This is a genomic window from Nostoc sp. KVJ3 (assembly GCF_026127265.1).
Lineage (GTDB): Bacteria > Cyanobacteriota > Cyanobacteriia > Cyanobacteriales > Nostocaceae > Nostoc.
This window is the reverse complement of record NZ_WWFG01000001.1, coordinates 3108080-3127171: the sequence shown is the minus strand read 5'-3', so window position 1 is coordinate 3127171 and position 19092 is coordinate 3108080. Positions and strand designations below refer to the sequence as shown.

The 19092-nt window shown below is 40.0% G+C and carries 17 protein-coding genes; 9 read left to right on the top strand and 8 right to left on the bottom strand.

The features are described from left to right. Positions 1-136 precede the first annotated feature (136 nt). From GTQ43_RS12260 to egtD, 3 genes are all read right to left on the bottom strand, one after another. Positions 137-1021, bottom strand: a complete 885-nt coding sequence (locus tag GTQ43_RS12260; protein ID WP_265272883.1) for a sterol desaturase family protein — start codon at positions 1019-1021, stop codon at positions 137-139. Between the two features lie 249 nt (positions 1022-1270). Next, positions 1271-2602: a 5-histidylcysteine sulfoxide synthase gene (gene ovoA / locus GTQ43_RS12255; RefSeq protein ID WP_265272882.1), complete on the bottom strand. Its 1332-nt coding sequence runs from the start codon at positions 2600-2602 to the stop codon at positions 1271-1273. Positions 2603-2642: 40 nt separating this feature from the next. After that, the gene (egtD, locus tag GTQ43_RS12250) at positions 2643-3617 is read right to left on the bottom strand and encodes an L-histidine N(alpha)-methyltransferase (RefSeq protein ID WP_265272881.1); all 975 of its coding nucleotides are present in this window, start codon (positions 3615-3617) and stop codon (positions 2643-2645) included. A gap of 859 nt (positions 3618-4476) precedes the next feature. On the opposite strand from egtD, the gene menB reads away from it, so the two are divergent. After that, entirely contained in the window at positions 4477-5310 is an 834-nt protein-coding gene (gene menB, locus GTQ43_RS12245; RefSeq protein WP_265272879.1) for a 1,4-dihydroxy-2-naphthoyl-CoA synthase, read from the top strand. Positions 5311-5437: 127 nt separating this feature from the next. Here the strand turns inward: menB and GTQ43_RS12240 are convergent, their stop codons facing one another. Together GTQ43_RS12240 and GTQ43_RS12235 are read right to left on the bottom strand one after the other, a co-directional pair. Continuing rightward, entirely contained in the window at positions 5438-5752 is a 315-nt protein-coding gene (locus tag GTQ43_RS12240) for a hypothetical protein (RefSeq protein WP_265272875.1), read from the bottom strand. Positions 5753-6179: 427 nt separating this feature from the next. Then, the gene (locus tag GTQ43_RS12235; RefSeq protein WP_265272874.1) at positions 6180-6719 is read right to left on the bottom strand and encodes a DUF721 domain-containing protein; all 540 of its coding nucleotides are present in this window, start codon (positions 6717-6719) and stop codon (positions 6180-6182) included. Positions 6720-6911: 192 nt separating this feature from the next. On the opposite strand from GTQ43_RS12235, the gene GTQ43_RS12230 reads away from it, so the two are divergent. The 7 genes from GTQ43_RS12230 to GTQ43_RS12200 all read left to right on the top strand — a co-directional run bounded on the left by GTQ43_RS12230 (position 6912) and on the right by GTQ43_RS12200 (position 14350). Beyond that, positions 6912-8300, top strand: coding sequence for a hypothetical protein (locus tag GTQ43_RS12230; protein ID WP_265272873.1), 1389 nt, complete (start codon positions 6912-6914; stop codon positions 8298-8300). A gap of 70 nt (positions 8301-8370) precedes the next feature. Beyond that, positions 8371-9123, top strand: a complete 753-nt coding sequence (locus tag GTQ43_RS12225; protein ID WP_265272872.1) for a PspA/IM30 family protein — start codon at positions 8371-8373, stop codon at positions 9121-9123. A gap of 162 nt (positions 9124-9285) precedes the next feature. After that, positions 9286-10062 carry a PspA/IM30 family protein gene (locus tag GTQ43_RS12220; protein WP_265272871.1) on the top strand — a complete coding sequence of 259 codons (777 nt, stop codon included), beginning with the start codon at positions 9286-9288 and terminating at the stop codon, positions 10060-10062. A 174-nt stretch (positions 10063-10236) separates the two neighbouring features. After that, a complete protein-coding gene (locus GTQ43_RS12215) occupies positions 10237-10572 on the top strand; it encodes a thioredoxin family protein (RefSeq protein WP_265273746.1) in 336 nt (111 codons plus the stop codon). 40 nt (positions 10573-10612) lie between these two features. Next, a complete protein-coding gene (locus GTQ43_RS12210) occupies positions 10613-11827 on the top strand; it encodes an LL-diaminopimelate aminotransferase (protein WP_265273745.1) in 1215 nt (404 codons plus the stop codon). Between the two features lie 414 nt (positions 11828-12241). Then, positions 12242-13258, top strand: a complete 1017-nt coding sequence (locus GTQ43_RS12205) for an NF038130 family PEP-CTERM protein (protein ID WP_321162466.1) — start codon at positions 12242-12244, stop codon at positions 13256-13258. Between the two features lie 669 nt (positions 13259-13927). Further along, the gene (locus GTQ43_RS12200) at positions 13928-14350 is read left to right on the top strand and encodes a response regulator (RefSeq protein ID WP_265272869.1); all 423 of its coding nucleotides are present in this window, start codon (positions 13928-13930) and stop codon (positions 14348-14350) included. A gap of 21 nt (positions 14351-14371) precedes the next feature. On the opposite strand, the gene GTQ43_RS12195 is transcribed toward GTQ43_RS12200, so the two are convergent. After that, positions 14372-14551 (bottom strand): hypothetical protein, encoded by a 180-nt coding sequence (locus GTQ43_RS12195; RefSeq protein WP_265272868.1) that lies wholly within the window; start codon positions 14549-14551, stop codon positions 14372-14374. 751 nt (positions 14552-15302) lie between these two features. Between GTQ43_RS12195 and uvrC the strand changes: the two genes are divergently transcribed. Continuing rightward, the gene (uvrC, locus tag GTQ43_RS12190) at positions 15303-17180 is read left to right on the top strand and encodes an excinuclease ABC subunit UvrC (protein WP_265272866.1); all 1878 of its coding nucleotides are present in this window, start codon (positions 15303-15305) and stop codon (positions 17178-17180) included. A gap of 203 nt (positions 17181-17383) precedes the next feature. Here the strand turns inward: uvrC and GTQ43_RS12185 are convergent, their stop codons facing one another. Both GTQ43_RS12185 and GTQ43_RS12180 read right to left on the bottom strand, forming a co-directional pair. Continuing rightward, on the bottom strand, positions 17384-18130 hold the full coding sequence (locus GTQ43_RS12185; protein WP_265272865.1) for a phycoerythrobilin:ferredoxin oxidoreductase: 747 nt from the start codon (positions 18128-18130) through the stop codon (positions 17384-17386). Between the two features lie 48 nt (positions 18131-18178). Continuing rightward, positions 18179-18913, bottom strand: coding sequence for a 15,16-dihydrobiliverdin:ferredoxin oxidoreductase (locus GTQ43_RS12180; protein ID WP_265272864.1), 735 nt, complete (start codon positions 18911-18913; stop codon positions 18179-18181). Between the last annotated feature and the right edge of the window lie 179 nt (positions 18914-19092).

Below are 19092 nucleotides of genomic sequence, written 5' to 3'. Positions count from 1 at the left end.
TTTTACGGTTAGTGGTAAAGGTTTAGATGCGTTTACCATAGTTTCAAACCTTAAATTTAGCTTTTAGATGATTATTTAATATACTCGAAAAAGTAAATTCTATGATTAAATGATAGTTTTTTCAGTTTTGATATAATTATTCTATAGACTCCATAGTGATATCTACAGTACTAGCAATAGGGATATCTATAGAATTAGATGACTTGATAACTCTATATTCAATCAGACTAACAGGGAACATAATTCCCCGCTTCTTAGTAGGAGAATTTAGTGTGTTGAATACCCTATCCCAAAATCCGTGAATGCCATAGTTCCCACTAAAGCAACTATGATGAAGATCGTGAAAATCTGATGGAATAAAAAATATTGATAAAGAACTATGACCTTCTAGATTGTAAGCATTGCCTATAATGCTCCATGCACAGATTTGAGTGATGTCATATCCAAATATAAAAATAGGTAAAATGTCTGTGATGGTAACAATAATATATTCAAGAAAACTCTTATGCCCAGCAACGAAACTTGATGAGTCACGAAATTCATGATGTTTAAGATGGATTTTTTGCCACGTTTTTGTGTGAAATAGCCTATGGGCAACGTAAAAACAGAAATCAGCAGCAACTATTCTCATCAAGAACCATCCAATATTTAAAATTAAGCTATTTCCTCTGTGAACTTCCGGTGCTAGATATAGAATTATTAATACTGATATAAAAGCTTTGATTTCTCCTATAATAATGCCTTTGAGAGTAAAGGAAGGAAATGGTTGATTTTTGACTTTCTTGACCCTTGCAGTTAGCTTATCCTTCAAAATATCGTTGCTTTTGATCCCTTTCTCAATGAGGATACCAATACCATAAAATGAGATAGAACCAACGAGCCAGTACAATAGTACTTGCGTTATAAAGTTGACCTCAATATTGTTTAACAGAAAATAGAATCCCTGCTGAACAATCGCGCAACTAATAGCTATTTTTATATAAAATTCGCTCTCAAAACAGAAATTAAAAAAATTTTGCATCTCCGTACCCTTAAGCTAAAATTCAATATTTGGGAGCATAACAAATGTGTAAAAAATAAGCTGTAATTACGTTTAAGTGCCTATTACCATTCCGCTTTGCTCCATTCACAATGACAAATGTATATTTAATTTTGCATTACTAATTACCATCGATCTTCCCGCAGAATGCCTAACAAAATGTAGTATTTGCAATGGCAATCTATCATCTTGGTAAACTTGCTTAAATTGGGATGTTCCCCAGTATTCTGTTTAAATATCTTGAACAATCCGAAAACCAGAATGCTGATAAAAATTGGGACGGAACCAATTACGGTAATATTTTAAAGCTTCTGTACCATTAGTTATCCAACATCCTCCTAACATCATTTGATGCTTTGTATCGAAAAAGATTGCAGAATTATCTTGATAAAGAAAATGAGGCTCATATCCTGCAAGTGGGTTTAAATTATCACTCAACCATTCCCAAACATTGCCCCTTAAATCATATAATCCAGAATGACTTTTTGTACTTTCTAACATCCCAACGGGACTAGGTGAGCCAAATTTAAAATTGAGATTATAATTTTCTATATTCTCTGTCAAACCATTAGCATAAGTTGCTAAATGGTACTCAGCTTCACTCATTAAACGAGTATCTCTACCTTGCCAACGACAATAAGCTGTTGCTTCATAGTGATTGACTTCCACAGGCCAATCTAGGGGTAAGTCGATTTTATCAAACATGGCTCGATATTTGTAGCTCCCATTTTCATGTAACCAAAATCTTGGACATTGAATATTGTATCGAGTTTTCCAATTCCAAGATTCTTCATCCCAATATTCTTGATTTTCGTAGCCACCAGCCTTGACAAAATAGATAAATTCGGAATTGGTAATCAGATATTTACTGGCAAAAAAAGGTGCAACTTCAACGGTGCGATCGCCATAATCAATATCCCATCCATAGGTCACATCGTCAAAGGCTTTACCCAGTTTTACTACCCCACCAGCAACTTTTATCATTTCGTTTTGAGGAGTGTAACCATTAAAAGGAGCATATTGCCAGTTTTGGGGACGTTTGACTCTCTCAATTGGTAGTTGGCGAATTAACATCGACGAGGTTTCAATGTGAATACGCTGATGTTCAATCCCCATCATTAAAGCCCAAAGGGGATCAGTGGGATGAATTGGCAGAGTAATGGGGGTGGTTTTAATGACTTCGCAAATTACCGAATATGCTTGTTCTCGATACTCCCAAGTCTGTGCAACTTGCGGCCATTCCAGATGAGCGATCGCTTCATTTAATTCCTCTGGTATCGCTGGATCAACTCCAATTTCAAAGAGGATTTCATAGTCTGGATTAAGGCGTTTTTCTAATAATCCTACCTGAATTAATTTATTGATGTAGAAAACAGCCGAATGTCCCAGATAAAAAATTAGATGATTTCTCAGAGGATCGGGATTGAGGTAAAATGTATCCTCACCAATCACACTTTTCCATAATATATCTTCCAGTTGCCAAGCATTTTCAAAGTAATCGAGAATAACTTGGCGATCGCAACTATCTAGTTTTGGCGGATAAGTAGATTGAAGACTGTTCATGATATAACTAAATTGCTGTTATAGAACGATGAAGCAAAACTTAAGCTTGACAAAGAATTAACCCAAACCACTGCTTGGGATCTGTCCAAATTTTCACGGTCTTAAGCCCGTGTGTCTCAAGTTGTTTTTGCATCTTTAGTAAATCAAACTTGCGCGAAATTTCGGTGAGAATGCTCTCTCCATCAGCAAATAAAACTTGTAAATCTAGGGCTTCTAGAGATACCTCATGACTCTTTTGACAATGCAGGTACATCTCAACTTGAGCATCACTTTGATTATAAATAGCTTGGTGATTGAATAAGTTGAGGTCAAAATTCCCTTGAAAACGCCAATTTAAATGGGAAAGAATATTCAAGTTAAAAGCAGCAGTTACTCCCTGACTATCGTTATAAGCCGGCTCCAAAATTTCTTTAGGTTTTTGTAAATCAATCCCCAAAAGAAAGTAGTCACTTGGTTGTAAAGTCCTAGTAATTTGTTTTAAAAAATCATCACATTCTTGTGGGTTAAAATTACCAAGAGAACTGCCCAAGAAAAAAATCATCCGTGATGATGCAAATGTTGATTCTAGCTTCATCAAGGCTTGTTCATAAGTTCCTATTAATCCTTCAACAAAGAAATTCGGATATTTTTGTTGTAGCTTTAGTACGCTAGATTTTAAGATTCCATGACTAACATCAATGGGTATATATCTACAGGAACTAGCAATTTTTTGGTAAGCATCTAACAAAAAGAGAGTTTTTGTAGAACTGCCACTACCTAATTCTACAAGTTCACAATTACCTGTTATCTGAGCTATTTCATCGGCATATTGCTGCAAAATCCATGCTTCCGTTCGTGTTGGGTAATATTCTGGTAGTTCACATATTTTTTCAAATAATTCTGAACCGCGATCGTCGTAAAAATATTTAGGGGGTAAAGTTTTGGGACTTTGAGTTAATCCTTGAATAACATCTTCACCTTCGTTGTTGAGAAATTGATAATGCTCATTCAGCATTCTTAGAGATGTTGTTAACATTATTGTAAATATTACTGATTCTCAATTTAAGTATCTAATATGACATATTTAATATTTAATAGCAAGGCTTATTTTCCAGTAATTAATAATTCATTAAAGTACGAGAATCCCCTCGATTTAGTGTAGTATTTAGACGCATTTCACTAATTTAATATTTGCTGATTTATTTAACTGCAAACTAATAATTGATTTGGCAGGAATAAACACAACTATATTATTAAAGGTAAAAACGCTTGAAACTATTACTACTAACGAAAAGTGACAAGAGTTATTAAATTAGCTTTAGTTCCGCTAAGTTATAGTCAAGTTAAAAATAATTTTAGGTTTGGTGGCGATCGCAAAACCTAAAATACTGTTATTTTTGTATCATCAGAGAGAAATAACTCTAGAGAAATATTATTTGTATTCAAATACAAAATTGTCTATTTCCTTTGGCAAAAGTTAAATAATCTGCGATCGCCTGACTTAAAGTTATGCTTTTTATCCCGTTTTTTGGTTAACTCCTCTCCTGTCAAAGATGCTATGCGAACTCCAAGGGTCAATCAGCATTAGGGGTAGAGATGTCGAAATCCTAAAAAGAAAGTTGGTAGCTACAGTAGATAACTTAAGGAGGAAGAAGAAAGCTCTTGAGTCTTAGCTCCTACTCAATAGCCTATTTCCTCAAAAAATGTATCGGCTGCGACATTTACTAACTATACAGCTATTTGAGGCTCAACTGTATATCTAATTTAATAATAAGTATTCCTATAGGAATTCTACATTCAGCAACGCCTTTTAGCGTAGGTGTAGCCCACCGCAGGTATCGCATGTCCCTACGTCCGCGATAAAATTCTCAAGCACAATAGCGCACTTCATACCAATGCAAATTAACTGGCAAACTGCCAAAACCTACGAAGACATCCTGTATCAAAAAACTGATGGCATTGCAAAAATCACCATCAACCGTCCCCACAAACGCAATGCTTTCCGTCCTGAAACAGTCTTTGAACTGTACGATGCTTTCTGTAATGCTCGTGAAGATACTACTATTGGTGTTGTTCTATTTACTGGTTATGGGCCGCATACTGATGGTAAATATGCCTTCTGTTCTGGTGGCGATCAAAGTGTACGCGGACATGCTGGTTATGTCGATAACACTGGCATCCCTCGCTTGAATGTGCTGGACTTACAACGCCTGATTCGTTCTATGCCGAAAGTGGTGATTGCTTTAGTGGCTGGATATGCGATCGGTGGTGGACACGTCTTACACTTGATTTGCGACCTTACCATCGCTGCCGATAACGCCATTTTTGGACAAACTGGCCCCAAAGTCGGTAGTTTCGATGGTGGTTTTGGAGCCAGCTATCTCGCCCGCATTGTGGGACAAAAAAAAGCTAGAGAGATTTGGTTTCTCTGCCGCCAATATGATGCCCAACAAGCTCTAGAAATGGGTTTAATTAATTGTGTTGTCCCAGTGGAACAACTAGAAGCGGAAGGTATTCAATGGGCGCAGGAGATTTTAGAAAAAAGTCCGATCGCAATTCGATGTCTCAAAGCCGCCTTCAATGCTGATTGTGACGGACAAGCTGGTTTACAAGAGCTAGCTGGCAATGCCACCCTACTTTATTACATGACAGAAGAAGGGTCTGAGGGCAAACAAGCCTTTCTAGAAAAGCGTCCACCAGATTTTCGCTCTTTTCCTTGGCTACCTTAGAATTGTAAAAATCGCACCCTTGATTGAGGTGCGATTTTTATAAATGTAAACTTTTACAGCACTAAAAACCTTAAAAACAAATCTTATTTTAAACAGACTACAAACTCAGTCTAGTAATAATGGATGACTAACTAACCATCGCGTTAGTCTTTACCTGTTCGGATATGGAGGCAGTTATTTCCTCTATGGGGGCAAGAGCAGTATTGTCTACATCTGAGGCGAGGGAATGAGAACAAGCTAACACTGGTGTTGCATCCGGCAAAGTCCAAGCATCTTCCAAAGTTTCCCAAGAAGGTGCAAAAGGTGGGAGCGCCAAAGAGCAAGCCTTCCAAGTCGCTTGAACTGGCGCTCCCAACTGCTGGCACATTCCGCCACGGCGACCTTCTGGCTGGTAATGACGGCAATATTTACAGGCAGATGCTAAAAATTTAATGGGTTTCATTTGGATTCATCTTTAGGGACGTTTCTAGCTGAATTTCACCCTTCTATTCTGCTTCTATATATAAAGATGGATAAGAGCCAAAAAAACATTATTATCTATAGGTTTCAGCGATCCCAAGTAAAAAATAAACTTCAGGATATTTTTATAATCTTGTTATATATTTAAATAATCATGAAAGTGGTTACATATAGATTTCGTCTAAAAATTATTAGGGATCAAGATGAAAAGTAAGGCTTTTGATTTATCTAGCCTTTTAACTTCATCCTTAAGGATGACTTCAAACATAGAATTTCAGATAAATCGTCTGCGTTGCTTACCACATTAGCCAGAATTTAGCAGTAAAATATATTTTTTCTAAAGAATCAAAAATATTTTATGTGACGAGTAAGTGGTTACTTCCGAATAACTTCTGCTAGGATAGAAAAATTTAAAACTTTTTAGCAGCACAGATAGAACAGACTTGCCATCGCTGGAGTTCACCCGATGGTGTAGGAGATTGACATTGGGGACAAAGGGGTAAGCCATGCGATCGCGATCGCATGATCTTCGTCCAATGCCCAAAAGCAGTATTCACATCCTTGGTGGGTGTAACATCAGAGCGGCTAATCTCATCACCAAGATAACTAGGATGCTCATGAGGCGAAACTGTTTGTTGCTGTTTTCTCTCCACAGATGGATTCTGCCAGTTAGCAGTAGAGAAGCGAATATCAACCAAAGGAGTTAGCAACTTTTTATTCAACTTTAAAAGCAGAGACGTACGACCAAAGGTCAGGTTTTGTGCCCAAGCAGCACTAGAAGTTGCTACCGATAAAACATCGCGTTGAATCGACAATGGTCGAGTGTTTGCCGCAACTACTAGCCCAACAACTTCTGCCCAACATTTAAGTAAGTGTTGAAATGGTTGCTCCTGCCATTTAGCCTGTTTTTCTAGAACGCCTAAAATTTCATTAATTGATTTCAACGACATAATTAAAAGTGCTGAGTAAGGAGTAGAGACGCGATTAATCGCGTCTCTACATGAGGGAAATCAGAAAAACAAGACGATAAGGAGAATAACTATGCCCAATTCCTAATCTATCTATTTAAATAATTTCCGCTACTATTGTCACAAATATATCTAAAGTTAATTCCAGCAATCTAAGTTTGAGGCACAGAGGCAATGACTCAAAACCCCCTAAACGATTCCGGTACTTCCAGTACTCAATCGTCTAAAACACCTGGATTGAAACCAGCACTAGCAGCAGCACTAGCGAGTTTAGAGGTGCCGCTAGATCAAGAATTAGCTCGATACCGACGTATGCGAAATGGTGTGGTGTCATCGAACCAGCGCCGTGTTGCAAGTTACATGAGCAGTCAAGCCCAGTCTTTGACTGTCATTCCTACAACATCGGGCCCAATTCCGTCATCAGTAAGGGAAATTAAAACTAACTTGCCGTCTGCATCTGTACCTGTGAATCATCCGGGAACCCCAGCGCCAGCTACAGTAAAACCAGCCACAGTAAAAATTGACGTACCACCAGTATCTTCTGTAGCTGTGAATCTTGAGATGAACCCAGCACCAGCTACGACAGATACAGAAGAACTAAACAATATCAATGTGCCCTCCACTCCCGATTCTACTAAAACCCAAACTCAACTTCCACCGCCGCCGCCCAACTTTAGTAGCAGCATCGTGTCAGCAATTGTTAAAAATACTAAAAGCGAAAATCTCTTGCAGCCAGATAACACCCCTAAGCACCCAGATGACTATTTAGAATCTAGTGAAGCACTTCTGCGAAGTCTGACAGAAGAACAATCAGAAACCAAGACACCAAGCAATTCTAGCGACAGTCTGCTATCACCTTTAGGCATCGGCTCAATGTTGCTACTATTACTAGCAAGTCTTACCTTGGGTTATGTCGTGTTCAATCCCAAAGGCTTATCACAATGGAATTTAGCCAATTTGTTTAACAGGAACTCGTCTCCCACACCAGAAAATACTGAGCAAGTTGGGAGTAATGTCCAACCTCAGCAGATCCAGCCACCAAGCACATCTATACCCAAGTATCCTAATCTAGCGACTCAAGAGTTTCCTGAAGTCAGAGATCCTAATGATGTAGTCGGCTTAGAACCTAAAGTCCAGCCAACCCTCGCAGTAGTGCCTAACCCAGTCGTTCCCCAAAACCCTGCAAATCCGCAAGCGGTATTGCCAGTGCCCAACACAGCCCTAAAACCGACAAATCCGATCGCTTCAGCACCAGTACCGACGACGGTACAAACCTTGCCTCTGTTGAATTTGCCTCCGACTTCAACGACAAAAACCTCGCCCAAACCAATCGCAACCCCACCAAAGGCGAATGCAGAAATTAAACCAGGAACAGATGGGTTCTATCATATAGTGATAGATAATAAAGGCGCGGTTTTAGACTCGGCACGGCAAGTAGTTCCCGATGCTTATTTATCACTCGACAAACAATTGATTTATCTGGGTGCTTTTAAGACTAAAGAGCAAGTACAAAAACAGATGAAATTATTACAGGCAAAGGGAATTAAGGCAAGGGTTCAGTAGCCGTGAGTTGCAAAAATCTCCGCGCCCCGCTATCGCTAACAGCATTGAGTTTCGTGAATGGAGAGCCGACATGGAATTAATCAAGCGTATCTTGCGGGTGATTCGCGCTAATCTCAATAGTTTGATCCGGGGTGCAGAAGATCCAGAAAAGATTCTCGAGAAAACTGTTCTGGAGATGCAAGAAAATCTGGTGCGATTGCGGCAGGGTGTAGCACAAGCGATCGCTACCCAAAAACGGACTGAACGACAGGCGGCGGCGGCTCAGTCTCAAACAGAAGAATGGTATCGCCGCGCCCAATTAGCCCTGCAACAAGGCAATGAACCTCTAGCACGCGAAGCTTTGACTAAGCGCCAGGCTTATAAAGAAACCACTACAGCCCTATTTTCCCAGATAGAGCAGCAAAACGATATAGTCGCTAGGCTAAAAAAGGATATGCGATCGCTAGAATTAAAAATTGCCGAGGCGAAAACAAAAAAAGATATGTATATTGCTCGCGCCCGTTCTGCGGAAGCCTCTTATCGTCTCCAGGAAATGCTCGGTACTGGTTCTGCTACCAGCAGCCTAAGCGCCTTTGAGCGGATGGAAGAAAAAGTTTTGCAAATAGAAGCTCATTCAGAAGCCATCGCACAACTCGGTAGCGACGATTTGGAAACACAATTTACTTCTTTAGAATCTAATAATGTGGATGCTGAATTAGCAGCGATGAAGATGCAGGTTTTAAATCAGGCAGAAAACACACAGCATAACAGTCCCCTCACCGAGGACAGCCAGAATACAGCACAGCCTCCCCAACAGCAGTTACCCAAAACTCAAGACTCCTGAAGTGCGGCTAATTACCCCAGTTTAGAGATATCTTAACAATTAAGAGTTGTGAGAAGGTACTGATTCAAACCGGAAAGATTACATTGAAATAGGTAGCTATTAAAAAGTAAAAAAGCTAACTGTCCAACCCAAGGCGTAAACCAAACAAGGAAAAACAAAGTTATGGGATTATTCGATCGCATTAAGCGAGTAGTTAGTTCTAACCTCAACGACCTGGTTAACAAAGCCGAAGACCCCGAAAAAATGTTAGAACAAGCCATCCTGGAAATGCAGGAAGACTTGGTACAGCTGCGTCAGGGAGTAGCCCAGACGATCGCCGCCCAAAAACGCAGTGAGAAACAGTATAATGATGCCCAAAATGAAATCAATAAGTGGCAACGCAATGCCCAATTAGCCCTACAAAAAGGTGATGAGAACTTAGCACGACAAGCCCTAGAGCGCAAAAAAACTTATACTGATACCAGCGCCGCCCTCAAATCTAGTTTAGATACCCAAAGCACTCAAGTTGAAACCCTCAAGCGGAACTTAATCCAGCTGGAAAGCAAGATTTCTGAGGCTAAAACTAAGAAAGAAATGCTCAGAGCTAGAATCACCACTGCCAAAGCCCAAGAGCAACTGCAAAACATGGTCAGTGGCATGAATACCAGCAGTGCAATGTCTGCCTTCGAGCGGATGGAAGAAAAAGTCTTGATGCAAGAAGCCCGGGCTCAGTCCGCAGGAGAGTTAGCAGGTGCAGATTTAGAAAGCCAATTTGCTCGCTTGGAAGGTAGTAGCGATGTTGATGATGAATTGGCAGCTTTGAAAGCGCAAATGCTACCACCCGCTACTCCACAAAATCAACCCCAACTGCCACCACAACAACAAACTGCTGCTCCTAAGTCTAATGAGGTGGTTGATGCTGAGTTAGATTCTTTACGCAAGCAATTGGATCAACTATAAAATTGCCAAAAAACTTATTTGAGTCAGTCCCACGCCTGTTGGTTGTGGGATTTTACATCATTATTCAATAGTTAAGAGTCTTAATAACTATAAATTATTGACTATGGACTATTGACGACTTTGGGATAAAGTATTGTGTGTGCCAACTTCGATCGCCACCTGATGGAGACTGCAATGAGTAAGGCTGTAATCACCATAACTGATGCTGAGTTTGAAACAGAAGTGTTAAAAGCTGAACAGCCTGTATTAGTTTACTTTTGGGCTTCCTGGTGTGGGCCTTGTCAATTGATGTCGCCCATGATTAACTTAGCTGCTACTAAATATAGCGATCGCCTCAAAGTCGTGAAAATGGAAATTGACCCCAATCCACTCACTGTTAAGCAGTACCAAGTGGAAGGCGTACCAGCCCTCAGACTATTTCAGGGCCAGGAAGTTTTAATTTCGACTGAGGGAGTCATCGGTAAAGATAAATTACTCGAACTCTTAGATACCCACTTAAATGCTAATTAGTCAATAGTCCATAGCTAATGACTAATTACTAATGACTAATATGCAATTTGCAAAGCGTTTACAACCCCTGCGATCTAATGTATTTGCTGATATGGACAGAGCCAAGGCGATCGCTTTGGCCTCTGGACAAGAAGTAATTGATTTGTCGTTGGGGTCTTCTGATTTACCTGCTGAGGCACACGTCATCGAGGCGATCGCCCAATCTCTCCACGATCGCAGTACCCACGGCTATCTGTTGTTTAATGGAACCCTTGGGTTTCGTGAAGCCGCAGCTAGCTGGTACGAGCAAAAATTTGGGATCAAAGTCGATCCCCAAACTGAGGTACTACCTCTGATTGGTTCTCAAGAAGGTACAGCCCATTTACCCCTAGCATTGCTCAATCCCGGAGATTTTGCCCTGTTGCTCGATCCTGGTTATCCCTCTCATGCGGGGGGAGTCTATCTAGCCAGCGGTCAAATCTACCCGATGCCATTACGGGCAGAAAACGCTTTTTTACCAGTGTTTGCTGATATTCCTGCCCCAGTTTTAGCTCAGTCGCGGATGATGGTATTAAGTTATCCTCACAATCCCACCGCCGCGATCGCTCCAATATCTTTCTTCCAAGAAGCTGTCGCCTTCTGTCAACTACACAATCTCGCCCTGGTTCACGATTTCCCTTATGTAGATTTAGTATTTGCAGAAACTGGGGAGTGGGGAGATGAGGGAGACAAGGAAATAACCAATGCCCAATGCCCAATTCCCTCAATTCTGCAAGCCGATCCAGAGAAAAGCGTCTCGATTGAATTTTTTACCCTTTCCAAGTCCTACAATATGGGCGGCTTCCGTATTGGCTACGCCATTGGTAATGCTGAGTTAATTAACGCCTTACGCCAGGTAAAAGCCGCCGTTGATTTTAATCAGTATCGAGGAATTTTGAATGGTGCGATCGCAGCCCTAACTGGCCCTCAAATCGGCGTAAAATCTGCTGTCGCTACCTTCCAGCAGCGCCGTGATACTTTCATCACAGCTTTACACCGCATTGGCTGGAATGTTCCTACTCCCAAAGCCACAATGTACATCTGGGCAAAATTACCCTCACCTTGGAGTCAAAACTCCATAGAATTTTGTACTCAGTTAGTTAAACAAACGGGTGTAGCTGCTTCACCAGGTGCTGGCTTTGGCAAATCAGGCGAAGGGTATGTCCGTTTTGCCTTGGTACATGAGCCACCTTTGTTAGAAGCTGCTGTGGAAAAAATTTCTCAGTTCCTTCATTAAATTTTTTCCCAAGCTGAACATCAAAGATTTTTTGCCGCGAAGTCTATGGATCTAAGACGCAGCAAGGGCGCACATCTATGCGCCTTTGTTAATGACCGTATTATACTTAATCTTAAAATAACTTAACGTAATATTTATTGCTATAAAAAACCAGAAGAACAAGTAATTAAACGTATGAAGATATAGAAATATTAGTCATTCTTTTATTTATAATCAGCCGGAACTTTACCCAATCAAGTCTCCCCGTCTCTTAAAGTAGGTTTGTACGCAAAGCTACCAAAGATAGCTAACAATACAGGTGGCGTTTTCAAGCCCACGTATTGCCAAAAGCTTGTAGTCAAGACAGCCCAAGTCTATAAACGGCAATAGTTTAAAACTTAACTTCCAAACTGACAGAGACTTGAAAAAATGAAAATGAATTTCCAGAAACTTGTAATTGGCACTTCAATGGCTATTGGTATGAGCGCTCTTGCCACTGCTCCAGCACACGCTACATCTTTTAGCTTCAATAATACAGCAGAAATTAACACTTACAATGGCGGCTCAGATGGTACCTTCACTAGAGGGAATGTACAAGGTGGTACTGACGCTGCCATCAAAGCTTTGACAGATAGCGACCCCACTTCTAACGTCGAGCTTTGGTATAGTACCGAAACCCCAGATTCTAACGTTGGCTTCACCGCTACAGAAGGAAAATACAGTGCTACCGTTAGCAGTGTCACTGCTGCTGACTGGAGTAGTTTTGGTTCCCAATGGGTGAGTGATTTGTTAAATGCCTATACTCCATTCCAGTCAGTGTGGAATGGGTTTTCAGACACTACCAAATCATCAATAATAAGTTCTTTTCCTTCATTGGGTATAGGAGATCCTAACATTGGTGGCTTCCAATTCGGTCAAAATGGCGGTGTACAACTGCAATTGGTTGGTAATTTGGATGTAAAGACCAAACTTTCAGATACAATTAAGAGTAATCTTGATATTGCGTGGAATGCAGTTGCAACAAATCCAACCCTGAAATTAGTATTGGGAAGCAAAACATTAGACACTGTAAGCGCTTCAGATGTTGACAAGATTTTATTATCTCCATTACTGTCAGTGTCAACCCAGCAAAAACTGATATCATTGAGAGACCTCCTCAACTTCCAAGCGACATTAAATGCCTACAAAGATCCAATCGGAGTTAGTGAAATTGCCAAAGTAGTTACTGGTGGTACAACCTCCTACGCTTACGGCTTTAATCCCACTGCATCAGGAATTACAGCCTCTGATGACAAGTTATCCTACAGTGCATATTACACTTGGAAGACACCGGGATATATCGCTTCCACGCCTCCTTCAAGCTCAGTCCCAGAACCATCATTAATGCTTGGTCTGTTGGGTGTTGCTGGTGTGTTTGCTACGCAACGCAAATTTAAAAAAGCATCTATTTAAGATTGCGGTTTCAAAACTACAAATAAGTAAGGGAGCTAACAACTCCCTTTTTTTATGAATACTTCCTTCCAGCAATAAGATAATTTAATTTTCTAGATTATATAGCAATCCTATCTGATTTGTGAAAATTCGCAGTGTCCAGATCCCCGACTTCTTTGAGAAGTCGGGGATCTAACTTTTCACGAGTGATTTAGGACTGCTACTAGTATTTCTAATATTTTTTATAAAAAATGAATAGTTTGTAAGAGCCTATATTGTATTGATGTCCTTACTAATGTATTTAATAACAGCAATTTCGTCCAATGACATTAGTTACCCTCAAATCAAGATGAGAAATTTTCTAGGAATGGCAACTAGCTTATTATTACTTGTTGTATTATTTAAGTAATTTCACTCAGACAAATTGGTAAATAGACTTTTATAATTAGTCTTTTATTTAATACCATAAATTGCAAAAAGCTCGTAAAGAAAAGCTTAACATTTGATTTATATTATGTTTAAGCATACTACTATTAAGTATTGGAGTGCATCTAAATTTGATTTATTAATATCTTTTACTAGATAACATAAGTAAATTCCCTATTAATTTTATAGTTCAAATGCACTATCGTTCTAGTTTATGGCAATAATCGTCGGTTTTTACTTAAGATAATCAGATAATAGGTAGCAATGACAGCACCATTATTCAATAAAGACCAGGCATTGCGATCGCACAAAGTTAGACGAATTTTGCTAGTTGAAGACCATTATCTCAACAGGTTATTACTGAGTGACTATTTAAATTACTGTGGGTACGATGTCCAAAGCTTATCTGAAGGATCTGCTTTTTTCTCGACTATAGAGAAATTTCAGCCAGATTTAATGTTATTAGACTTGAAGTTGCCAGATATTGACGGTTATTCGCTCTTAAAACAAGTTCAACAAAAACCTGATTTGTCAAAAATACCTATTATTGTGGTTTCAGCTTTCGCTTTTAAAGCCGATCAAGAACTTGCTTTGAGCTTAGGCGCACGTCGCTATTTTGTCAAACCGATAAAACTCAAGGATCTTATATTTACAATTGAAGAAGAATTGACTTGTTGTCACAGGTAAATTTTTCTGCTGGGTATACACTTATTCAGCTTTTTGATCTCCAATAAACTCTTCAACTTTCTCACTAATATTTTGCACAGAATTGCCAATTTTTGAAATTTTATTTTGTACTTGCGCTAATAGCAAAACTGCGGTTTGCAGTTCGTTGAGCGTTTCAGCCATAGCTTCACGATACTGGGCTTCAAAGTCTTGTAAGTTCATACTTTAGCTCTTGTCTTCAACTGTTATAATAACTATATTTCCAATCATATCCGTAAACTTAACTTACTAAATCCGTTAAATCGCTTAATATTATAATTTCAATTAAAAATCAAAAATATTCTCTGTTAATAGTTTACTTATCTGATATTTATATAATCAGCGTTTTAAGTTTTTATTGCTTTTAAATATAAACATACAAAGCTAGTTAAATTACTAAAATAAAGTTTGAAATAATAAATTATTGTCTATTTTCAAATATCAATGATTGATTCAAAAAGCAAAGTTTTTATTCTGACAGTAGCAATCGGCGACTAAGAACACGGCTAGACAAACTCTCATCTGCTCCAAAGTATCTCAATACGGTTCGGTTAAGGCAAGAGACGGGGATTTATCGCATCTTTACGCTCTAGAATTTCCATCAAAAAATCTTAACCCTATGGGTACTCAGTTGGAAAACTCGTAGGTGCGTATGCAAAAATATTTATGTCATTGCGAGCAGAATGAAATGTAGCAAAGCATAAGTCCTTCGGACACGCTTCGCGAACGCAAGTTCTTGGGATTGCTTCATTCCGCTTTGCTCCATTCGCAATGACAAATGTATATTTATTTTTGTATTACTACTTATAGTAGCCGTAGATGCTTCTACACAAGAAAAGTCTGCCTACTTTATATTTACTTGATAATTACTCTGTGAAATCGGCACAAAAAAAGAATTTTTCTTAAAATAGATAAAGATTACTTAATATTGGTTGTGACAATATCTACTCAAATACTACCACTGGTTAAAGAGCCAGAACGACTGGAAAATCGTCTAGCCGAAATTCCACCGGAACCGGGGGTTTATTTCATGCGGGACAACAGCGATCGCATTATATATATAGGTAAGTCACGGAAGTTGCGATCGCGTGTCCGTTCCTATTTCCGCGATGGCTACAATAAGACTGAACGCATCGCTACGATGGTTAAGTTGGTGACAGAAATTGAATTCATCGTTACTGATACTGAAGCCGAAGCTTTAGCGCTAGAAGCCAACTTGATCAAGCAGCACCAGCCATACTTTAACGTGCTGCTCAAAGATGATAAAAAATATCCCTATCTCTGCATTACTTGGTCTGAAGATTATCCGCGAATTTTTATTACCCGTAAACGTCAATTCGGCAAGGAAAAGGATAAATTTTATGGGCCTTATACTGATGCTGGTTTATTACGAGAAGTTGTCCGCATCTGCAAGCGCATCTTTCCCCAGCGACAACGACCTCAACCACTTTTTAAAGACCGTCCGTGCTTAAATTATGATTTAGGGCGTTGTCCGGGTGTGTGTCAAAAGCTGACTTCACCAGAAGAATATCGCAAAATTGTCCAAAAGATAGCGATGGTATTCCAAGGACGAACTCAGGAATTGATTGATATTTTAACCCAACAGATGAATACAGCAGCTGAGGACTTAAATTTTGAGTCAGCAGCGCGGATTCGCGATCAAATTTCTGGGTTAAAGTCGCTGACTGCTGACCAAAAAGTAGCCTTACCAGATGATACAGTTTCACGGGATGCGATCGCACTGGCAGCCGATGAAGAACACGCTTGTATCCAACTATTCCAGATTCGCGCCGGACAATTGGTAGGGCGTTTAGCGTTTGTGGCGGATGCTCACGCAGAACCAGGAGCTATTTTACAACGAGCTTTGGAGGAACATTACCAAACTGCTGACTCAGTGGAAATACCCTTAGAAATTTTGGTACAGCATGATTTACCAGATGCGGAGATATTGGCGGATGTCTTAACTCAACGTAAAGGGAAAAAAGTGACGATTTTGACTCCTTTGCGGCAAACTAAGGCAGAATTAATTGAGATGGTAGAGCGAAATGCTCAGTATGAATTGCAAAGAATGCAAAAATTTGGCGATCGCAATCACCAAGCAATGCAAGATTTAGCAGCCATTCTCGATTTACCAGATGTACCTCACCGCATCGAAGGTTATGATATTTCTCATATTCAAGGCTCAAATGCTGTAGCTTCGCAAGTAGTGTTTATCGATGGATTACCAGCCAAGCAACATTATCGCCACTACAAAATTAAAAATCCTACCGTGACGGCGGGACATTCAGATGATTTTGCTAGTCTTGCTGAAGTCATTGGGCGACGCTTCCGTAAGTATGGGGAAGATCCACAATTGTCACGTTTGGGTAATCCAGATTGGCCTGATTTAATCATGATTGATGGCGGTAAAGGTCAGTTATCTTCAGTCGTCGCCGTTTTGCAAGAGATGAATTTATTAGAAGACTTGCGAGTTGTGAGTTTAGCAAAGCAGCGAGAAGAGATTTTTTTACCGGGAGAATCTAAACCTTTGACAACTGATGCAGAACAACCAGGGGTACAGTTGTTGCGGCGGTTGCGGGATGAAGCGCATCGGTTTGCGGTGAGTTTCCATCGTCAGCAGCGTAGTGATAAATTAAAGCGATCGCGTTTAGATGAAATTCCTGGTTTAGGACATCATCGACAAAAGCAGCTACTAGGGCATTTTCGCTCAGTTGATTATATTCGCCAAGCAACAACCCCACAACTTGCAGAGGTTCCAGGAATTGGGCCGCGTTTGGCTCAAGAAATTTACGATTATTTTCATCCTACTTGAGGAAACTAACAGTCTGTCAAATTTCAATTTATGCGTCTGTGCCAAAACTTAAAAACCTTTTTCGGCGTTGCTGATTGCGGTGAAAAATCCTTGTAGAGACGTAAAATTTTACGTCTCTACAAGTTCATACCTCGATTCAGCAACGCCCCTTTTTCCCTGCTCCCTCTGCGGTTTTAATAATACGTCTTTAACCGAACACGATATTAGTTGATAGCTGTCAAATTTCTTTCTAGGTCAAATAAGAAGCCGTGGATATACTCTTCAGTCCATTCGGCACCATAGAAACGTTTGAACATCCCTCGTGCTGGGTCTTTTTCAGCCCGATATCGCAGGTATCGCAGTTGGGCTTGCTCAATGGCTACTAAATTTTGGGAATCTGTTACAGCTTCTGCTTGCTCTACGAAATCCAAATAAGCTTTTAAATAGTCTTTAAAAGCAGCAAACACCTGAGTTTCGACTACAGCCGTTTCTTGGGGACGAGTCCACAAAAAAGCGGGAGAGAAAAATGGCTGTGCTTCTTCAGGAAAATCCCCTCCCCAAGATAAATGCTGTTGATGCGCGTGGAAAATGGGTAGAATTGGTTCGGTATATTTTGCTTGATATGCCGAATCGTCTCGGAATAGGGGCTGCATATCCAAAGCAATTAGATGTCCTCCTGGCAACGTTACCAAATCCGCCCCAAAAAAGGGTAAATCGTAGTCGAGACGGGGGAAAATCACAAAATTCAGCACTTGCAGCGAATTTCCACCCTGGACGTGAGCAGCACGAATTTGCCGCAATTTGGTGGTTTGAAAGGCGTAACTTGTGGTAACAACCTCTTCCTGATTTTTGCCTTTGCCCACAACAGCGCTTTTAAACTCAAACCCAGTGGGGATAGGATAGGGTTGTAAATCCAGGCGCGATCGCATATAAGCGATCGCATAATCGAGAAATGGCTGATATAATGTCACGTCGCTTCGCTCCGAATTCAAAATTAATAATCCCCAATCCCGAATCGGTTATCTTTTGCCAGCACTAACTGCTAGAGGAACAGCATCTTCAAATAAGAATTCATGGAGAAAACGCTCCGACCATTCATGACCAAAGTAACTGCTAAACAAACCAGATGCGGGATCGCGGTCTGCACTATATTGGTCGTAGTCTTTTTGAGCTTTAACAATCCGTTGGATATCTTCTGGATCTTGGAGTGGTTTTGCATCTACTAGCATTTGCCAATACAAGTTTAAATAATCCTGAAAAGCTTCAAAAACTCTCGTTGCAACTGTTTCAGGGTCTGTTTTGGCAAACAATAGGTACTTAGAAAAATACTGGTTAGCATCGTAAAACTTCATTTCCAAGTTTTGTGCCAAATCTGGGTATTTATTATGGAGAGATTGTAGCGGAACTATATATTTGTTTTGATAATCTTCATCCTGGAATAAAGGTTGAAAGTCAAGTACGATTAAGTTTTTGACTTTTCCAAAAGATAAAAAATCAATCCCTAAAAGAGGTAAATCGTAGTGATGACTAGGATAAACCACGCTGTTAAAAATTTGGGCGCTTTCTCCGGCATCAATGTAGGTATAGCGAATTTTCCGCAACTCTTGACATTGGTAACACCAACTGCGAATAGTTGCAGGGTTTCTGCCGCGATCGCTAACTTTGAATTCCAAACCAGGGGGAATGACCCTACTTTGTAAATCAAATCGCTGAAATAGCTCTTTTTCTAAAAATTCCAGGAAAGGCTTATACATGGAGCATGATTTGTTAACCCTTGCATGAAAATAAATGATGTCGATCGTACACGTCTCATTTATGAGAAACAAAGCAACATTCCTTAATGGGGGATTGGGAATTGGGAATTGGGAATTGGACATTGGGCATTAGTTCTTTCTCCCCCTGCCTCCCCTGCCTCCCCTGCCTCCCCTGCCTC